A 16,843-nucleotide genomic window follows, 5' to 3' on the forward strand; every position below is an offset into this window, starting at 1 on the left:
GGTTTCCTTACAGTGCGTCGGGGAGTAATACATAAACACCGATGACATCGACCGGCAGGCAAGGTGCGATGCTGTAGTGGCCCACATCGCGGGCCGCTTCCCGTACCCGGCGGTGATCGACGAGCAAGGCTTCGGCGCGTTGCCGGGCCAACTCTTCAATGCGCTGCGACTGGCATTGAATGAAATCCAGCGCCAGGGTAATTTCCCGTTGCATGACGGCGGGCGGCAGATTGCCGCTGGGCTGGCATTTAAGCAATTCATCGGCATTTTCGTCGATCAGCCATTCGGGCCGGGTGCGACCGCGCACCGCCAAAGTGACGGTTTCTTCGGCCATCAGTTGATAAGGTTGTCGACGCCGCACATAGCCGAGTTGGTGACGCAAGCGCAGCAAATACAGCGTGGTGACGACATCGACGGCTTCGGTGACGGTCGCGGCACAGCGGGCTGCCAGAGGCTGATCGCCCAGCAAGGCTTCTTCCAGCAGATGTTCGGCCAGCAAGGTGACTACTGGATGACTGCGGTGCAGTTCTGTAAAGTTCAGGGATAGCGGTTTATCGATCCCCTCATCGGTGAGACGCTGCTTCAATGCGTCCGGGAAATGTTGCGGCAGCAATCTGTAAGTGTTGCGTTTGCCGGATTCCAGCGGCGCGTTGAGCCGGGCGCACGCGGTTTGCACGAAGCGCTTGACGTCTTCCTCGGTGCCCAAAGCGGTTTGCTGCTTTTGCCATTCAGGCATGACCTCCTCCGGGCGTATCCGGCGCTGAGCAAAGACAGTATTACTTTTTTTTGCTTTATCGAGCGAGTCATGCCATTGAGTCACAAGTGGCGCTAGAATTTCGTCAGCATCGAAATAGTCAAATAAACTTAAATTTGGATCATCTCGCTTCATCAAAGCTGCTTTTACTAACGCTTGATTAATACGAACATGGTCTTCGGGCATAGGCACCAAGACGCCGAGTTCTCTTCGAATTGCCTGGGCTTTGCGCAGGATGACATTCAACACAAAGCCATCGACCGGATTGTCCTGGCCATACAGCATGGAGCAGCGTACTTCCGGCGCTTGCTGACCGAAGCGATCGACGCGTCCTTCGCGCTGTTCATGCCGGGTGGGATTCCAGGCCAGATCGTAATGGACAACAGCAGTAAAAAGATGCTGCAGGTTGATGCCTTCGGACAGGCAGTCGGTCGCGACCAGCAAGCGTTGGTCGGACTCATCCAAGGTTTGCACGCGCTGTTCGCGTTCTTCCGGGGTGTATTCGCCGGTGACGGCTTCGATGGTGACCTCCGGGAACTGTTTACGCAAATGGTCGGCGACGTAATGGGCCGTGGCGATATAGCGGCAGAAGATCACCGGATGGTAGCCTTCCGCGAGCAAATGTTTGATATGCTCGATCAAGACTGCCAGTTTGGGATCGCCGGCTTTGCCGCGCAGGCTTTCAGCCTGAGCAATGAGGTTTTGCAAACGACCGGCATCTTGCCATTGCGCGGGCGGCTCCAGATCGCTCCCGGCCAGATCGTCGGCCTGACCATCGTAAAGCCGATCGTCGCTCAAACAGTTGTCGTTATCCAAGGCGCCTGCCAGCCGGGTATTGAGAGCTTTGACGGCTGCGGCCGGGGATGATGCGACGCAACGCAGCAAGGCCAGTGTGGCATACCAAATCAGCCGGGCGCTGCCGTTCCCGGATTGCTCGACCGATTCGGCCAACTCACGACAATAGGTTTGCACGTCATCGAAAAAATTTCCCCAGGCGCCGTTGAGCTGATAGGTGATTTCGGTGGTCATCCGTTTCGGAAAACCGCGCGTGTCATGCCATTCGTCGATGTCCTTGCGCCGGCGTTGCACGAAATGGCGGGCGAGTTCCAGGCGGAGCGGGTCGGTAGAGGAGGTGCGATGCTGCAATTCAGCGAATTTGGGATTCAGCAGCGACAGTAAATTGTAAAAGGCCGCTTCGTCGCCGGAATGCGGCGTTGCAGTGAGTAACAATAAATGTCGCTCTTCATCGGCGACCAGTCGTTGCAATAATTCGAAGCGTAACTGCTTGCCTTGACCACTGCTTGCACAGGTATGGGCTTCGTCAACGATGACGCACTCTGGAGCAATGGCCAGAAAGTGCTCGCGATGGCGTTCGCTCTTGATGTAATCCAGACTCACCACGACGAAAGAATGATGATCGAACAAGCTGACGCCGTGCGGCAAATCACGCTCGATACGAGCGGCGCTGGCTGATGTGAGCGCTACGGCATGCAGGTTGAAGCGCTCTTCCAGTTCGCTTTGCCATTGATCTACTAGGTGCGGCGGACATAAGACGGCCAGACGGCTGATTTCGCCGCGGTCCAGCAATTCCCGGGCTATAAGTCCGGCTTCGATCGTTTTGCCGATCCCTACGTCGTCGGCGATCAGCAATCTGACCGTGGTTAAACGCAGCGCCATCAATAACGGCACCAGTTGATAGGCACGAGGTTCGACGGCGATATTGCCGAACGAACGGAACGGCCCGCCGCCGGCGCGCAGTTTGAGGCGCAGGGCATCGCGCAACAACAAAGCTGAAGCATGGTTACCCGGTTTTTCCGGGTTTGGCCAGGGAAAGGTCGCCGCTTCGACGGGCTGTAATTCAAGCTCCGGGATCAGTGCGATGATGTCGTCATCCGCGCCACCTAAAGGACGCAATCGCAGCCAATCGGCTTTGGAATCGGGTTGTACGACCCATTCGCGGCCACGTGCGCGCACCAGGTTGCCGATGCTGAAATTCGGGACTGGCATATTCATGCAATGCTCTCTTGTTTGCCGATGAGGTCGGCGTAGTGTTCAAATAAATTCGGCCATTCAGTGGGAGTGGAAAAGTCCAATACTTGCCAGCCTTTGTCTTGCAATTGATTTTTTAGGTCGGCGGGGACGGCTTCGACAAACACCAGTATACGCTGGCTTTTATACTGCCCGGCCGCTGTCGCCTGTCCCTGATTGACGGGGACTTCAGTTGCGTCGGGCTGCTTCAGGTTGTGCGCCCGCAATGCAGCCAACCATTCAGTGACAAGATCACCTTTGGCGGAAGGAGGTTGTTCGGCATGGCTTTGTCTATCCGTCGGCGCAACCGTTGCATGAACCAAGCCGACCAATAAACTCAAGGCATCGGCGTCGCGGCGATCGATATTGGCGTGATCCGGCTGATTGAAATAGGACAACAAGCATTGGTAACAGCCCGCTTCGCAAATACTGTCTCCGGCAATCGTCTTTTGTTCGCTTTGTAAGAGCCGTTCAACACTCTCTGCCTGATCGATTTTCTCGTAGTGCATCAGGTTAAGTGCCGCTTTTGCAATCCACGACAGGCTGGTTGGTTCGCCGATCAAGCGGGTCAAGACGCCGGCGCCGCCTTCTGCTGCTTCATAGAACAACAACGCTTGGCGATTATCGGTGGTCGGTAAGGGTTCCACCACCAATTCGGACTCTTCGATCTGAAAAGTTTGTTCGACGCCGCGTTTCAGGGCCGATTGCAGCGTGGCCATCGCGGTAACGGACAAGGGCTTCACCGGGGTCAGAATCAGAACATTCCGGTGATCTTCGACAAACGGCACGATGCGTTGATTGGGGACTTTATCCAGCAATGCTTCGTCATTGTCCGTGGATTCGTTTTGACCGGGATCGTCCTGCTTGCTCCAGACGCCGGTGATCGGATTGATGTAAAAACCCAGTTGATTTTTATCTTTACGGCGACGCCAACCCCGGTTGATACGCCAGATGCGTGCAGCCGGCGAATAGGTGATGAAACAGAGCGTTTCATCCTGATGAACGACGTGAGCCTCTTGCTTCTGTATCTCGCCGTTGGCGCCCGGCAAAAAACGATAGGTGGTTTGTAGTTCGAAGCCTTGGCGCTGGCGTTCTTCGTCGTTGATCGAAATGCGCTCGACCGGCAGCGTTTCCACCGTCTCGATTCGATAAAGCTGATTGACCCAATCGTGTTGCGTGAGCAAGGAGCCACAGTTTTCGCAGCAATTTTCCAGCGGCGCCGCCCCGTTTTCTTCGCCTAAATGACCGTAACCGCATTGGCTGCAGACCAGTGCCGATACCGTACCCAGCGTGCTGTTGCCGGAAACGTGATCGGCCGATCCGACATTCAACTTGGCGCGGACAACGCGATACATCTGTCCCTCATGATAGATCAGGCTGCGGGGACCGAATTCGGACAACGCCAGAAAGCGCGGCCGACTGACCATGCTGCCTTCGTCGTCTTTCCCGCTGTTGGCGGCGCTGCCGCGCGCCGGAATCCAGGCCATCAACGGTAAACGCGGGAAGTTATAGCCGGGCAGAAAACCTTGGCTGGCCAGATAACGATAGGTATAAAAATCAGAATTCTGCGTGTTGCTGTTCTTTAACAGCACGGAATATTGCCGTGCGGCATCGCCATAACGGCGACGGGCATTATCCCGCTCGGTATTGGAAGCGGTATGACTTTTGACAATGCTGTCAGCCATATCCATTTGTTTACGGGTGGCTTCAAACAGAGTCCGCCAACGATCGAGAGCCGCGGCGAAAGCTTTCGGTGAGTCGTTGATGACCTGATTCACATAATTGGTATGGTACCAGCCTGAATCGTTGATCTCGTTCTGCAATTGGTCGATTACCCGCTGAGCAGCCTGGCTTGCTGTCGCCAAAACTTCGGGGTTACTGAGTCGATCCAGCAGATTGGGTTTGATCGGCTTGTCGTCTTGCCCTAATTCAACCAAGGGCGCAATGCTGCTATCAAGCTCCACTTCGCAGCATGCCAGCCAGACGGCATGCAGATGGCTTTCGACTAGATCGCGGTTCGCCAGATCCAATGTGGGTGGTTTAACGATGCCATGCACCATCTTATCGGCATGATGAAAAAACCATTGGTCATGCGGGCTTTGTGCGGCGCAGTAGGTCACCACCAAGGCTTGCTGACCGGAGCGACCGGCGCGGCCGCTCCGTTGCGCGTAATTGGCCGGTGTGGGTGGCACATTGCGCAGATAGACGGTATTCAGCGCGGAAATGTCGACGCCCAATTCCATCGTGGGTGAGCAGAACATCACCGGCAGCCGCTCTAGCGGGGCTTCATGGGCAGGATTATCGGCCCAATCCTGCCGATCCTTGTCGGTAAAGCGGAAGCGCTGCTCCAGCAATTGCCGGCGGGCGGCATCGACCTGAGCGGTATGCTCGTGCGCTTCAAAATCAAACAAGGGGTGCGTGGGTAATTTGATCATTTCCGCCATCACCAAGTAGAGCTGGCGGAAAAAGGTATTGGCTTTGGTTGAGTTATCTGTTTCTTTCTTTTGTGGAATTCTCCAATCCATGGCGGCCGCATTCAAGCGCCAACCCAAGATGGAATTATCGATCGTGTGCTTATGGACGTAACCGTAGTTAGCAGCCGCGTGTAACAAGAGCTCAAGCACATTGACGAACTCCTGCTCTTTCCACGCGGATATAAGATTTGCGAATGGCGAGCTTTTCCAGAATTCGGCACGCTTGATCTGTTTGGCAATACGGGAGCGTGGACCGGCACTGATCAAATCGGTACGCGGTTTGCCTTTGTATTCGGGGCGTTTGCCGAGAATCAGGTATTTTGAGGTGGCCAGCGACTCCTCTGGCGCAAATGCCCAGCGTTCGTTAAGGTATTGATGGGCTGTCGTTTTGGCCTTGTCTTGCTCGACGGCATTCAAATAACGGCTTTCGAGGCAGAGTGCACGGCGCATTTCATCGAACACCAACTGGCAGAAATCCGCTCGCGTGGCTGGATCCAGATTTCGCAATACGGTTCCCGGTTCGCCGAAAACGGAATCGTCGGCGCAAAACTCTTCTAAGCCACGATATTGAATTGTCAGAAGATTGAGCTGATCGAGATTCGGATTGTTGAAACGCCATCCGCGCCGCAAATCTCTAAACAAGCGATAACCCAAGATGAAACGCAGCGTGCGTTGGGCTTCTTGCCGAGCCAGTCCCATTAATTTAGGGGTTCGGAGATATTCTGCCAGGGTCACGGCATTGATCCGATCGAAGCCGAGAGCCTTGAAAACTTCATCGGCTAAATGCTCTTCAGTGAGTAAGCCAGCATTGTTCTGTAAGGCGGCGATCAGGCCGGCCCTGAGCGTCAGTAGAAATACAAAGTCATTGAAGTGTCCGGACTGCAGAGCCGCATCCTGACGATTATCGGTAAACCCAAGTAGTTTCCGCGGGTCTGGCACGCCTTCCGGAATCTCTATTTCTGAGAACAACTGACGTAGAGCGCTGAGCGTCAACATCGTAGTGGCCGATGAGCGGCCTTCTCCTGATAGACTGGCCAGACGGTTAATGTCTTTACCATGCGCCTCATGGACAAAACCACAGCTCAGGCAAAAGCGAAATTTGCCCGGGATAAACCAATAATGTTTGCCCCGGCCTTCATACCCTTGTGGGTCGACCCGGGTCGCAATAGGCACAGTTTTTTTATAGGCACTTTTTATTTTGGGCTCTGCTTTCGTGAAATCGAGCCAGATTTCCGGCAGATCCTCCAGGCCGCCCTGATACTGCAGATCAGGGTGTGATGGGCACAAAAAACCGAATTTTACGTCCTCACCGTCATCGGCGCTGATGTCGTCGATCTCCCGAGGTCTATAGCAGACGCTGCCTTGCTCCTCCCGCCAGACAGGATGATATTCCTGGCCGCAATCTCGACAGAAATGGGTTGGGTACAAGAGCACTGATTCGGTTTGCCGGCCCGGTGCGAAACGTTGAGCATCGAGGGTGATTTGTCTTTGTCCTTGAGCTTCTAAAGTGGCGTGAACTTTTCCTGGTCCGCTGATGAATTGATGGAGTTTGAATGCAAAAGGTGAGCGACCTTGCGGGATCGTAACTTCATGTTGAACAGCGATCAGGAATTTCTGCAATCCGGCTTTGGCGACAGTTTCTGAACAGTCGGCATCTTGGGCTAATCGCGCTGATGCTTCCGTCAAACTGAGCGGCTTGGCTCGGTGGGGTTCGCCTTCAGCCGGCAATTCGATACCCAAATTCAACTCGACCCAGATAGCGAGCGGATCCTGACGAAACGCTTCAAAAGTTGGCCACTTGAAGCTCTCCTGGTGAAGACATGCGGAGAGTTGCGCGCGAATGGATGCAACGTCTTTGGACGGATCGGTGACGCGTTCCAGGGTTTCCCGAATGATGTCATTCGCGGAAATAGGGGTTCCAAATAATTTACTGGAGACTTCGGCTACCGTTTTCATTTGATCGTTAACGCTGCCCGTACTGGACATCGTTGCGGAGGTGCCGATGCAAATCATCTGCTCGGCATGTAATCGCTCGCGCAATCGACGGACCAGTAAAGCAACGTCGGCGCCCTGGCGACCTCGATAAGTGTGCAGTTCGTCGAGAATCAGAAAATTCAGTCCTTTGCAGTGTTCGACAACGCGACGGTCAGTATCCTCGTAGCGTGTCAGGATCAACTCCAACATCATGAAGTTGGTCAACAGAATATCCGGTGGGTTGTCGGCGATGGCTTCTCGTTCCGCAGTCGATTCCTGGCCGGTGTAGCGAGCAACGGTAAACGGCCGCTTATCCGCCTCAAATCCGTACAGAAACTTGTTGAGTTCTTCCAATTGACTGTTCGCCAGCGCGTTCATCGGGTAAATCACGATAGCTCGCGTTCTTGCGGTGCTTTCAATCTGTTTCGATTTAAGAATCCGGTCGATGATCGGTATAAAAAAAGTCAACGATTTACCCGATCCTGTCCCCGTGGTAACCACATAACTTTGATTGGATTGCGCCTTAGCTATGGCTTCAATTTGGTGGGTATAAAGATGCAGCGGCTGGGGATTATTTTCCAATTTGTTGACTTGGAAAATTTCAGCGCATTTTTTATAAAGGATACCCTGTTCGACCAGTTGTTGTACAGTCGCCTTACGTTGGTAATTAGCATTAATCTGAATGAGCGGCTCAGGCCAGTAGCGACCAGCATCGTACTGACGCCCTACCTCTTGGGCGATGTCAGGGGCTGAAATGCTGGTAAAGCTTCGAGAGAAAGCGCTGTAATCGGCGATAAGCTCATCGCGAAATTCGAAGACATTTTTCATTTAGTTATTCTTGTAGATTTAGTTTTCAGCCTAAGAAGTTGCATCAGGTATTATAAGCTATTAGCGTGCGGAGTTATGGGCATATTCACAAAAAAGGGATGGCGTCGATATAAAGGTCCGTAATGGACTATTGGTAGTCCATCTCAGAAGTGAAGTGTCCAGCAAGTTGAGAACTTTTGATTAATTTGCGTCGCGAAACGTTGAATTTTGACTGATCTATGCAGCAATCAAACCGGTATTTTATGTACCGACGGCGTCTCTTTTGATGGCGCCCGCAAGATTCAGGATTGCTCCGGGAGATTACCGGACGAAGAGCGAAGACGCGATCGTGGCACTGGTTATATGATCGGTTGTTTGGAAGCGGCTCTCTGGTGTTTCTACACTATGAATGATTTTAAAAACGTTTTTCTGAAAGCCGCGATTCCAGCGACGATGCCGTAACAACGGCCGTTCTATGTGGCCAAATGGCAGGCCCTTTTTTATAGGCTCTCTGCCATTTCTCACTGTTGGATCGAACTAATAATAGGTACAGTATGAGATGATTCAGGGGCTTGCGGACAGGGTCTATCAACAACAAATATGCGGTATTTGTTGAATAGGACCCGTGATCATTCTAATTTGCTAGGTAATCAAGTTTTGAGTAAAAAATAATCCGTTATTTTCATTAATTTGAATGGCGCGCCCGAGAGGATTCGAACCTCTGACCTCAGCCTCCGGAGGGCTGCGCTCTATCCAGCTGAGCTACGGGCGCTTTGAACAAAGCATTATAACCAAAACTTAAAACAATTACGACAACATTGTTTTTAAATGTGCGAGGCTGGCTCGTCCGCGCTCTTTGAGCGTTTCCGGATCGAGCTGTTTTTTGTTGGCCCATTCCAGGTCGCTCTCGGGCAGTTCGCTCAAAAACCGGCTGGGTTCGCATTCCTCGATTTCGCCGTAGCGCTTGCGATGGGTGCAATAGCTGAAGGTCAGGCTGCGCTGGGCGCGAGTGATGCCGACATAAGCCAGGCGGCGTTCCTCTTCGAGGTTGCCGGTTTCCAGACTGTTTTGATGCGGCAGGATGTTTTCTTCCATGCCGATCAGGAACACATGCGGAAATTCGAGCCCTTTGGCCGCGTGCAAGGTCATCAGACTGACCTGGTCGCCGGCCTGTTCTTCCTGGTTCCGTTCCAGGATGTCCATGAGCATGATTTTGGCGACGATGTCGGCGAGCGACAGTTGACTGCCCTCTTCCCGGTCTACGATGCGCTTCAGCCAGTCGATCAGCTCGAACACGTTTTTCATCTTCCGCTCGGCCGCTTCCCGGCTGTTGCTGTTTTCCTGGAGCCATTGCCTGTAGCCGATCTGATCGATCATTTGTTCGAGCACGGCAAAAGTGTCGCCGCGTTCCAGACGGTCGGCCGTGTCGACGACCCAATCGCGGAATTTTTCCAGGCGCAGCGCGGCTTTATCGGCGAGTTTCTGTTTTAGGCCCAGCTCCGAACAGGCGGCGAACAGGCTGATGTGCCTTTCGTTGGCGTAAGCGCCGAGTTTTTCCAGCGTGGTCGGGCCGATCTCGCGCCGGGGCGTATTGACGATGCGCAAGAATGCGGCGTCGTCGTCCGGATTCACCAGCAGGCGCAAATAGCCCAGAATGTCCTTGATTTCGGTGTAGGCGAAAAACGACGTGCTGCCGCTGATGAAATAAGGCACGTTGTTTTCCCTGAGGCAGCGCTCGAACAGCCGTGATTGATGGTTGCCCCGGTAAAGAATCGCGTAATCGCGGTAATCGGCGCCGGTTTTGAATTTGTGATGGATGATTTCCGAGACGATCTGCTGGGCTTCGATCATTTCATCCTTGTGGCTGAGCACCCGCAGCGGGTCACCGTAGCCGAGCGTGCTCCACAGCCGTTTTTCGAACACATGCGGATTGTTCGCGATGAGCTGATTGGCGACTTTCAGTATCCGGCCGGTCGAACGGTAATTCTGTTCCAGTTTGATGACTTGCAGCCGAGGGTAGTCTTTCTGCAATTGCGCCAGATTTTCCGGCTGGGCGCCCCGCCAGGCGTAGATCGACTGGTCGTCGTCGCCGACCACGGTAAAGCGGCCCAGCCGGCCCGCCAGCAGCCGCACCATCTGGTATTGGGTCAGGTTGGTATCCTGATATTCGTCCACCAGGAGATAGCGGATTTTATTCTGCCACTTTTCCAGGATGGGCGCGTGCTGTTGAAACATCAACACCGGAATCAGGATCAGGTCGTCGAAATCGACGGCATTGTAGGCTTTCAGGCTGCGCGTGTAATCGGCATAAAGCTGCGCGATCGGATGGTGCTCCTGAGCGGCGTGAGCAGCCGCCTGTTCCGGAGTGACAAAAGCATTTTTCCACTGACCGATTTGCCAGGCGTAATGGTCGGCCTGACCGACGTCGAGCTTTGCGGTGCTGTGGCTGATCAGGTTGCGCAATAGGGTGAGCTTGTCCTGCTCGTCGAACAGGGTGAGCCCCGTCTTATAGCCGAGCGTTTTGGCTTCGGCGCGAAGAATGTCCAGACCCAGGGCATGAAAAGTGGAGACGCGTAGGCCCCGGCTTTGTTGATCGTCCAGGAGCCTGGCCACCCGGCTTTTCATTTCCCGCGCGGCTTTGTTGGTAAAGGTGACGGCCGCGATATGGCGGGCCGGCAGGCCTTGTCTGACCAGGTACGCGATTTTTTCGGTTATCACCCGGGTTTTACCGCTGCCGGCGCCGGCCAGAACCAATAAAGGATGATCGATGGCTTTAACGGCCGCCTGTTGTTCGGGGTTCAGTTTGGTCATTTATCGGGTAATCGAGGAGGCAAATTTTTCCGTTCTGGATGAGTTTGCCGAAAAACGGAAAGCGTCGGACCGGATTGTTGCCGGAATGGCCGATAGTCCTTATCGGTTTCAGAGCTGTTTCTTTTATCTTCCCATGCCGTTTTAATATAGAGAGAGTCCAAGCCGGTGTCAAACGATAACGCCCATCCTTGTTCGCTAAAGATCGCCCGGAATCCAAATAAAATCAGACGGTTAATAGCAATAAACCAATGATTTCCACCCGCCGGTTCGTATCGTTTAACGCTTTTTGTCGACGCCTGACGCCCACTTCTGTTTGCCTTATCTGTCGGCATTGGATTCGGGCCGCTGCTTGTCATTGTCCTGTCTGGTGTGATCTGCGTCACATTTTCAAGTCAACTCATTGGCAATTCCAGAATAGACAACTAGAATCTTTTCCGAGTGGCAAAGGTTATTCTGGTTGGCGGTAACCAGGCTATTCTTACCTTAAATTAACTTGTGTTATAAGGAGACTATATATGAAAAAGTTAGGGATTCTGTTATCTCTGTGCGTATTCAATGCCGTTGCCGCGCCCGTCAACATCAATAACGCCGATGCCAAAACCATCTCGGACTCGCTCTCGGGGATCGGTTTGAAAAAGGCCGAAGCCATCGTTAAATACCGAACCGAAAAAGGCGCTTTCAACCGCGTCGAGGATTTGGCCAATGTGACCGGAATCGGTGAAAAAACCGTTGAAAAGAATAAAAAAGACATCCTGCTGAAATAAAACCCAAGCAGTTTATCGATCATAACAATCCCAATCGGATCCTATTCAAAAGAATCCCTTTAAAAACAAGCGTCACGACTCGGGATTAACTTCATGCCGACTCTCCGGGCGGAAGTTAATCCCTTTTTTTTGAAGATCCTCTTCGGCTTTTCACACGTTTTTCCATCGGCTTAAACAAGAACAATGGCCAGTTGTTTCGGGGAAAATCCTGTTTTGACTTTATTACAGCCGTTTGATGGCGCTCGGGTGTCTGATCAGCATGGAATAGCCTTTTTTGTATTTATTGAGCCAGCCGCGCACTTCAAGCATCTGGCCGGGATAACTTCCGAAGTCGGTAAACAAAGACAGCCATTTGCGCTCAATCCGGGCTTCAAACCGGTCGGTAAACTTCAGGTAAACAAATTTCCGGCTGCCGCGAACGTCGGTGACCCGGCCTTGCACCCGGGTCCATCCGGGATGGCCTCCCTCCGGCAACCGGTCGGCCGGAAAAGCGGCATATTGTTGCTCCCGCCAGATGCCGATCTTCGCTTTTTCGGCCTTTTGTTGGGCCTGGAGCAGACGGTCGGCATAGAGCAGATTGGGCGGATAAATGCTGACCGCCGCAAGGCCGGCTGCCACCAGGAGCTGATTGACATGCTCGTTCCGTTCGGTAAACACATGGGCGAGCATTCGGCCGTATTTGTCCTGTTGTTCAACATCGGTCTCGATGCGGATTCTGGCGCCCTGCAATTTGTTCGTCAACCACAGTTTGGCTTCCATGCCTCCGGCATCGGCCAGTTGGTTCCTATGCTGGACTTCCGGCGTGTTGATGCCCAGCAACCTGATTTTACGACCGTCTTCGAGCACCAGGGTATCTCCGTCGTAAACCGTCCTTACCCGGTAAAAGCTGTAGCCCGGCTTGATGTCGAGCCGTTCGGCGTCCGCATGACGGCGATCCGAATAATGCTTGCCGCCGTTGCCGTCGCGCCACTGATAAACATCTCCATTAACCAGGGCGGGCAAACACAGCAATAAAACCCATAAAAACTTCATAAATCTCCTGCAGGATTACAGCGTCAATCCGATCCCCCTTCTATTTCCATAGAATGTTCCGATATTCGGAAAAGAGCCGGATTATGTTAAGATAATTGTTCGGTGAACTGATCCTTGGCGAAAAACTCGCAGTGAGCGGCGATTATTTATTTGTTTACGGAACCCTCAGAAGCGACGCCGGTAACGACATGTCGCAGCTCCTGGCCGGAAATGCCGACTTTGTCGATTATGCGGTCTTTCAGGGCCGGCTGTATCGGGTCGATTATTACCCTGGCGCCGTCCCTTCCGACGATCCCGAAGACCGGATTCCCGGCGAAATCTATCGGCTTCAGGATACCGTGTGCCTTTGGCCCTGCCTGGACAGCTATGAAGGATGCGGGCCGGAATTCCCGGAGCCGAACGAATACCTCAGGCAACGCCGGAAAGTGCGGCTCGGCAACGGAAAGTCAATCAGCGCATGGATCTATCTTTACAATCGCCCGATCGACGGCCTCGAGCTGATCGAATGCGCGGATCGTTCTTGAGCAACGCGGAATTATATCGTCATCGTCCTTTATTTGAAATGCGCCATTCCAAGCTTAACGATAATTCATTGTCATGATCACCGTCATCCAGCGGGTCAACACGGCCAGCGTCACGGTGGACCGTCAAATCATAGGCCGCATAGATCGGGGCATCATGGCGCTGGTGGCTGTTGAAAAGGAAGATGCACCCAGGCAGGCCGACCGTTTGCTCGAACGCATCCTTACCTATCGAATTTTTCCCGACGGCGACGGCCGCATGAATTTGAGTTTGCAGAACATCGGCGGCGGTTTGTTGCTGGTGCCGCAATTCACCCTGGCAGCCGATACGGACAAGGGCTCCCGCCCCAGTTTTACCTCGGCCGCCCCCCCGGAACACGGACGGGAATTATTCGCTTATCTGCAGCAACGGGCAACAAGCATTTATCCCGATGTGCAATTCGGCCGATTCGGCGCCGACATGCAGGTCGCCCTGGTTAACGACGGACCGGTGACTTTTACTTTAAGAACGCATGCCTCTATTTAATTGGTTGCCGGTCCCTCTCGCCGGCCGTTACCAGTCGCTGCCGTCTTCCTTATCCTGATAAGGCTGGGCTTTGATATGCTCGGGAGGCTTCGGGATTTTCGCCGTTCTTAACAGGACGAGGGCCATCCCCAGAACAAACGTCAACGCTAAAATAAACAATACAAGCCACATTTCGGTTCTCCCCGCTGTCAGGAAAGTGAGTTCAATTTGCCAAAGCCGGACATTAGACTATACCTTATTCTCGCTTGTCTCTTTTATTCAATCGGAGCCTTTTGTAATGACTTTCACCACTTCCGGCTTATGTGATGCCCATTCCGATTCGAAAAACTTTCAGATTGCCGAGCCTCTTTTCAGGCAGTACGGCGCTCGTACGAGTTTTTTCGGACAAATCACGACGCTCAAAGTGTTCGAAGACAATTTCATGATCCGTTCGATTCTGGAAGAAAAAGTAAAAGACAGAGTGCTGGTGATCGACGGCGGCGGTTCTCACCGATGTGCCCTCGTCGATATCAAACTGGCAACGCTTGCGGTTGACAACGGCTGGAACGGCCTCATTTTATACGGCTGCATTCGGGATTCCGAGCGGCTGGCGCAACTGCCCATCGGCATCCGGGCGCTGCACGCACACCCCTTGCAATGCCACAGCAAGAACGTCGGCGACCGCGATCAATCCGTTACTTTTGCCGGAGTCAATTTCAAAAAAGATCATTTTTTATATGCCGATGCGGACGGAATCATCGTATCCGGGACGATGTTGAGTTAAACTATCCCTATATTTCCCAACTAAAGAAGTCAAGATATGCAAATCGTACTCGCTAACCCTCGCGGATTCTGTGCCGGCGTTGACCGGGCCATAGAAATTGTGGACCAGGCGCTCGAAACGTTCGGCGCGCCTATTTATGTTCGTCACGAAGTCGTGCACAACCGCACGGTCGTCGATAACCTGAAAAAAAAGGGTGCCATTTTCATTGAACAGTTGACCGACGTGCCGGTCGGGTCTTATCTGATCTTCAGCGCGCACGGCGTGTCCAAGCAGGTGCAAAAAGAAGCCGAAGAGCGCCAATTGACGGTTTTCGACGCAACTTGCCCTTTAGTGACCAAAGTGCATTTACAGGTGGCCAAGCACGCCAAATCGGACCGCGAAGTCATTCTGATCGGCCACGCCGGCCACCCCGAAGTGGAAGGCACCATGGGCCAGTATGAAAAATGCACCGAGAACGGCGGCATCTATCTGGTCGAAACTCCGGAAGACGTCGCCAATCTGAAAGTGAACAATCCGGACAATCTGGCCTATGTGACCCAGACCACCTTGTCCATGACCGACACCAAGATCATGGTGGACGCCTTGAAAGCCCGTTTTTCCGCCATTCAGGAGCAAAAAAAGGACGACATCTGCTATGCGACCCAAAACCGCCAGGACGCCGTCCAGGAACTGGCGAAACAGGCCGATGCCATCCTGGTGGTCGGATCGCCCAACAGCTCCAACTCCAACCGGCTCCGGGAAATTGCCGAACAACTGGGCAAGCCCGCGTATCTGATCGACACCGCCGCCGACATGCAGCGCAGTTGGTTTGACGGCATCGATGTGGTCGGCGTGACGGCCGGAGCGTCCGCACCCGAGGTCCTGGTTCAGGAAGTGATCGCCCAGTTAAAGGAGTGGGGCGGAGAATCGACGACTGAACTGAAAGGCATCGAGGAAAGAGTCGTGTTCTCTTTACCCAAAGGATTGAAAAAACATCTCGAACATTGATTCGTGGCCGACCCCGGTTCCATCCGTCTGGACAAATGGCTGTGGGCTGCACGTTTCTATAAAACGCGCAAGCTGGCCGGCGACGCCATTGCCGGAGGCAAGGTTCACGTCAACGAGCAACGGGTAAAACCCAGTAAGGAAATCAAACCGGGAACTCATCTCTCGATAACCAAGGACAGCCTAAGCTGGGAAATCACGGTGCTTGCGCTTACAGGTCAACGCCGGCCCGCCAGCGAGGCCGCCCTTCTTTACGAAGAGGAAGAAGAAAGCCGCGTCAAACGCCAGCAACAGATCATCGAGCAGCGCGAGTTGCGCGAATTGTTCCCCTATCATGGCCCCGACCACAAGCCCAACAAAAGGGAAAGACGGCTGATTCACCGCTTTAAAAAGCAGGAATAAGCTACAAACAGGTCGGCGGCTTGGGCAGGCCGGCGATCTTGCAGGCGTACTTCAAAGGGCCTTCCGGAAACAGTTTATGTAGATAACGGCTGTTTCCTTTCTCTTCCCCCAACGTTTTCGCGATCGCCTTGGCGAATACCCGGGCATTCGGCAAATGCCTGAATTGTCGGTAATAGTCGCGAATGAAGCGGATGATTTCCCAGTGTTCGGGCCCAAGCTCGACGTGATTTAATTCGGCAAGCCGCTCAGCCACCTTTTCGTTCCAGTCGGCTGCATTGACCAGAAATCCTTGATCGGTGGTGGCCAAAGTCACATCGTCTACAATCAGGACCATGTCTGAATCAAAGAATGTTCAACCGTCAAAGCCACTAACTTCGGGTAATCGATGACTTCGATGCCCTTGATCAATTCGTCCGCGGTGATGCCGCGAATCGCCAAGTCATCGGTCAGTGCATAAAAACGGTGATTCGACAACAAGAGCGTCAGCCTGTTCGTCAGGCTGCCGTTTTGCAGGATTCTCAGTACGGCATTGTCGAGAAAAACCACGCCGTCGCCCGTATCGATCCGCTCCAGAATGGGCGTATCCCCCGAAAACTGAAAAACCAGATGCAGCATCAATGGATCTCGGTCAGTTTGAGACCGATAATTCCGAGAATGATCAGCGAAATGGACATGAGCCGGCAGACGTCGGCCGATTCTTTAAACAGAAAAATACCCACCACGGCCACCCCGACCGCGCCCATGCCGGTCCAGACTGCGTAAGCGGTTCCCAGAGGCAACGTCTTGATTGCCAACGTCAGCAAATAGAAACTGCAAAGACCCGAAACGGCCGTCGCCACGCTCGGCCACAGCCTGGTAAAGCCTTCGTTGTATTTCAAGCTTACCGCGAACACGATTTCTGCAAGACCTGCGGAAAATAGTAAAAACCAGGCCAAAAGGCACCTCTCTATCTATTGTGAAAAATGGGGTCATTTTACAATAAAGAGATGATGAGAAAGGCGGA

At 53.2% G+C, this 16,843-nt stretch carries 15 protein-coding genes and 1 tRNA gene; 6 read left to right on the top strand and 10 right to left on the bottom strand.

Going from position 1 to position 16,843, the window contains the following annotated elements; translation table 11 throughout:
* Positions 1 to 7 precede the first annotated feature (7 nt).
* From A3OW_RS0105435 to A3OW_RS27645, 5 genes are all read right to left on the bottom strand, one after another.
* On the bottom strand, positions 8 to 2,767 hold the full coding sequence (locus A3OW_RS0105435; RefSeq protein WP_020562415.1) for a helicase-related protein: 2,760 nt from the start codon (positions 2,765 to 2,767) through the stop codon (positions 8 to 10).
* On the bottom strand, positions 2,764 to 8,058 hold the full coding sequence (locus A3OW_RS0105440) for a DEAD/DEAH box helicase (protein WP_020562416.1): 5,295 nt from the start codon (positions 8,056 to 8,058) through the stop codon (positions 2,764 to 2,766). The genes A3OW_RS0105435 and A3OW_RS0105440 overlap by 4 nt, the downstream gene beginning before the upstream one ends.
* A 674-nt stretch (positions 8,059 to 8,732) precedes the next feature.
* A tRNA-Arg gene (locus tag A3OW_RS0105450) sits at positions 8,733 to 8,809 on the bottom strand.
* Positions 8,810 to 8,844: 35 nt separating this feature from the next.
* Positions 8,845 to 10,848, bottom strand: a complete 2,004-nt coding sequence (gene rep / locus A3OW_RS0105455) for a DNA helicase Rep (protein WP_020562418.1) — start codon at positions 10,846 to 10,848, stop codon at positions 8,845 to 8,847.
* Positions 10,845 to 11,231, bottom strand: coding sequence for a hypothetical protein (locus A3OW_RS27645; protein ID WP_232422335.1), 387 nt, complete (start codon positions 11,229 to 11,231; stop codon positions 10,845 to 10,847). Before A3OW_RS27645 ends, rep begins: the two co-directional genes overlap by 4 nt.
* Before the next feature lie 132 nt (positions 11,232 to 11,363).
* Between A3OW_RS27645 and A3OW_RS0105460 the strand changes: the two genes are divergently transcribed.
* The gene (locus tag A3OW_RS0105460) at positions 11,364 to 11,612 is read left to right on the top strand and encodes a ComEA family DNA-binding protein (protein WP_020562419.1); all 249 of its coding nucleotides are present in this window, start codon (positions 11,364 to 11,366) and stop codon (positions 11,610 to 11,612) included.
* Positions 11,613 to 11,834: 222 nt separating this feature from the next.
* Here A3OW_RS0105460 and A3OW_RS0105465 read toward each other — a convergent pair whose 3' ends face one another.
* Positions 11,835 to 12,644: a thermonuclease family protein gene (locus A3OW_RS0105465; RefSeq protein WP_020562420.1), complete on the bottom strand. Its 810-nt coding sequence runs from the start codon at positions 12,642 to 12,644 to the stop codon at positions 11,835 to 11,837.
* A gap of 95 nt (positions 12,645 to 12,739) precedes the next feature.
* Between A3OW_RS0105465 and A3OW_RS0105470 the strand changes: the two genes are divergently transcribed.
* Together A3OW_RS0105470 and dtd are read left to right on the top strand one after the other, a co-directional pair.
* A complete protein-coding gene (locus A3OW_RS0105470; protein ID WP_020562421.1) occupies positions 12,740 to 13,168 on the top strand; it encodes a gamma-glutamylcyclotransferase family protein in 429 nt (142 codons plus the stop codon).
* 73 nt (positions 13,169 to 13,241) lie between these two features.
* Complete coding sequence (gene dtd, locus A3OW_RS0105475) at positions 13,242 to 13,691, top strand: D-aminoacyl-tRNA deacylase (RefSeq protein WP_020562422.1); 450 nt, start codon at positions 13,242 to 13,244, stop codon at positions 13,689 to 13,691.
* A 27-nt stretch (positions 13,692 to 13,718) separates the two neighbouring features.
* Here the strand turns inward: dtd and A3OW_RS28205 are convergent, their stop codons facing one another.
* Entirely contained in the window at positions 13,719 to 13,862 is a 144-nt protein-coding gene (locus A3OW_RS28205; protein WP_020562423.1) for a hypothetical protein, read from the bottom strand.
* 106 nt (positions 13,863 to 13,968) lie between these two features.
* Between A3OW_RS28205 and rraA the strand changes: the two genes are divergently transcribed.
* The 3 genes from rraA to A3OW_RS0105495 are packed head-to-tail and all read left to right on the top strand — an operon-like array spanning position 13,969 to position 15,840.
* Positions 13,969 to 14,454 carry a ribonuclease E activity regulator RraA gene (gene rraA, locus A3OW_RS0105485; protein ID WP_020562424.1) on the top strand — a complete coding sequence of 162 codons (486 nt, stop codon included), beginning with the start codon at positions 13,969 to 13,971 and terminating at the stop codon, positions 14,452 to 14,454.
* A 36-nt stretch (positions 14,455 to 14,490) separates the two neighbouring features.
* The gene (gene ispH, locus A3OW_RS0105490; RefSeq protein ID WP_020562425.1) at positions 14,491 to 15,441 is read left to right on the top strand and encodes a 4-hydroxy-3-methylbut-2-enyl diphosphate reductase; all 951 of its coding nucleotides are present in this window, start codon (positions 14,491 to 14,493) and stop codon (positions 15,439 to 15,441) included.
* A 3-nt stretch (positions 15,442 to 15,444) separates the two neighbouring features.
* On the top strand, positions 15,445 to 15,840 hold the full coding sequence (locus A3OW_RS0105495) for an RNA-binding S4 domain-containing protein (protein ID WP_020562426.1): 396 nt from the start codon (positions 15,445 to 15,447) through the stop codon (positions 15,838 to 15,840).
* Position 15,841: 1 nt separating this feature from the next.
* Here the strand turns inward: A3OW_RS0105495 and A3OW_RS0105500 are convergent, their stop codons facing one another.
* Genes A3OW_RS0105500 through sugE form a run of 3 tightly spaced genes read right to left on the bottom strand, consistent with a single transcriptional unit; the run spans position 15,842 to position 16,775 of the window.
* Positions 15,842 to 16,174: a TusE/DsrC/DsvC family sulfur relay protein gene (locus A3OW_RS0105500; protein ID WP_020562427.1), complete on the bottom strand. Its 333-nt coding sequence runs from the start codon at positions 16,172 to 16,174 to the stop codon at positions 15,842 to 15,844.
* Positions 16,165 to 16,455, bottom strand: coding sequence for a sulfurtransferase complex subunit TusB (gene tusB / locus A3OW_RS0105505; RefSeq protein ID WP_020562428.1), 291 nt, complete (start codon positions 16,453 to 16,455; stop codon positions 16,165 to 16,167). Before tusB ends, A3OW_RS0105500 begins: the two co-directional genes overlap by 10 nt.
* Positions 16,455 to 16,775, bottom strand: coding sequence for a quaternary ammonium compound efflux SMR transporter SugE (sugE, locus tag A3OW_RS0105510; RefSeq protein ID WP_020562429.1), 321 nt, complete (start codon positions 16,773 to 16,775; stop codon positions 16,455 to 16,457). The genes tusB and sugE overlap by 1 nt, the downstream gene beginning before the upstream one ends.
* Positions 16,776 to 16,843: the final 68 nt, after the last annotated feature.

The organism is Methylosarcina fibrata AML-C10, from assembly GCF_000372865.1.
Lineage (GTDB): Bacteria > Pseudomonadota > Gammaproteobacteria > Methylococcales > Methylomonadaceae > Methylosarcina > Methylosarcina fibrata.

Excerpts from the sequence above, each read along its gene's own strand:
- rraA (WP_020562424.1), top strand. The coding sequence starts at position 13,969 with ATGACTTTCACCACTTCCGGCTTATGTGATGCCCATTCCGATTCGAAA.
- dtd (WP_020562422.1), top strand. The coding sequence starts at position 13,242 with ATGATCACCGTCATCCAGCGGGTCAACACGGCCAGCGTCACGGTGGAC.
- A3OW_RS0105460 (WP_020562419.1), top strand. The coding sequence starts at position 11,364 with ATGAAAAAGTTAGGGATTCTGTTATCTCTGTGCGTATTCAATGCCGTT.
- A3OW_RS0105465 (WP_020562420.1), bottom strand. The coding sequence starts at position 12,644 with ATGAAGTTTTTATGGGTTTTATTGCTGTGTTTGCCCGCCCTGGTTAAT.
- rep (WP_020562418.1), bottom strand. The coding sequence starts at position 10,848 with ATGACCAAACTGAACCCCGAACAACAGGCGGCCGTTAAAGCCATCGAT.
- tusB (WP_020562428.1), bottom strand. The coding sequence starts at position 16,455 with ATGCTGCATCTGGTTTTTCAGTTTTCGGGGGATACGCCCATTCTGGAG.
- A3OW_RS0105435 (WP_020562415.1), bottom strand. The coding sequence starts at position 2,767 with ATGAATATGCCAGTCCCGAATTTCAGCATCGGCAACCTGGTGCGCGCA.
- A3OW_RS28205 (WP_020562423.1), bottom strand. The coding sequence starts at position 13,862 with ATGTGGCTTGTATTGTTTATTTTAGCGTTGACGTTTGTTCTGGGGATG.
- A3OW_RS0105500 (WP_020562427.1), bottom strand. The coding sequence starts at position 16,174 with ATGGTCCTGATTGTAGACGATGTGACTTTGGCCACCACCGATCAAGGA.
- ispH (WP_020562425.1), top strand. The coding sequence starts at position 14,491 with ATGCAAATCGTACTCGCTAACCCTCGCGGATTCTGTGCCGGCGTTGAC.
- A3OW_RS0105440 (WP_020562416.1), bottom strand. The coding sequence starts at position 8,058 with ATGAAAAATGTCTTCGAATTTCGCGATGAGCTTATCGCCGATTACAGC.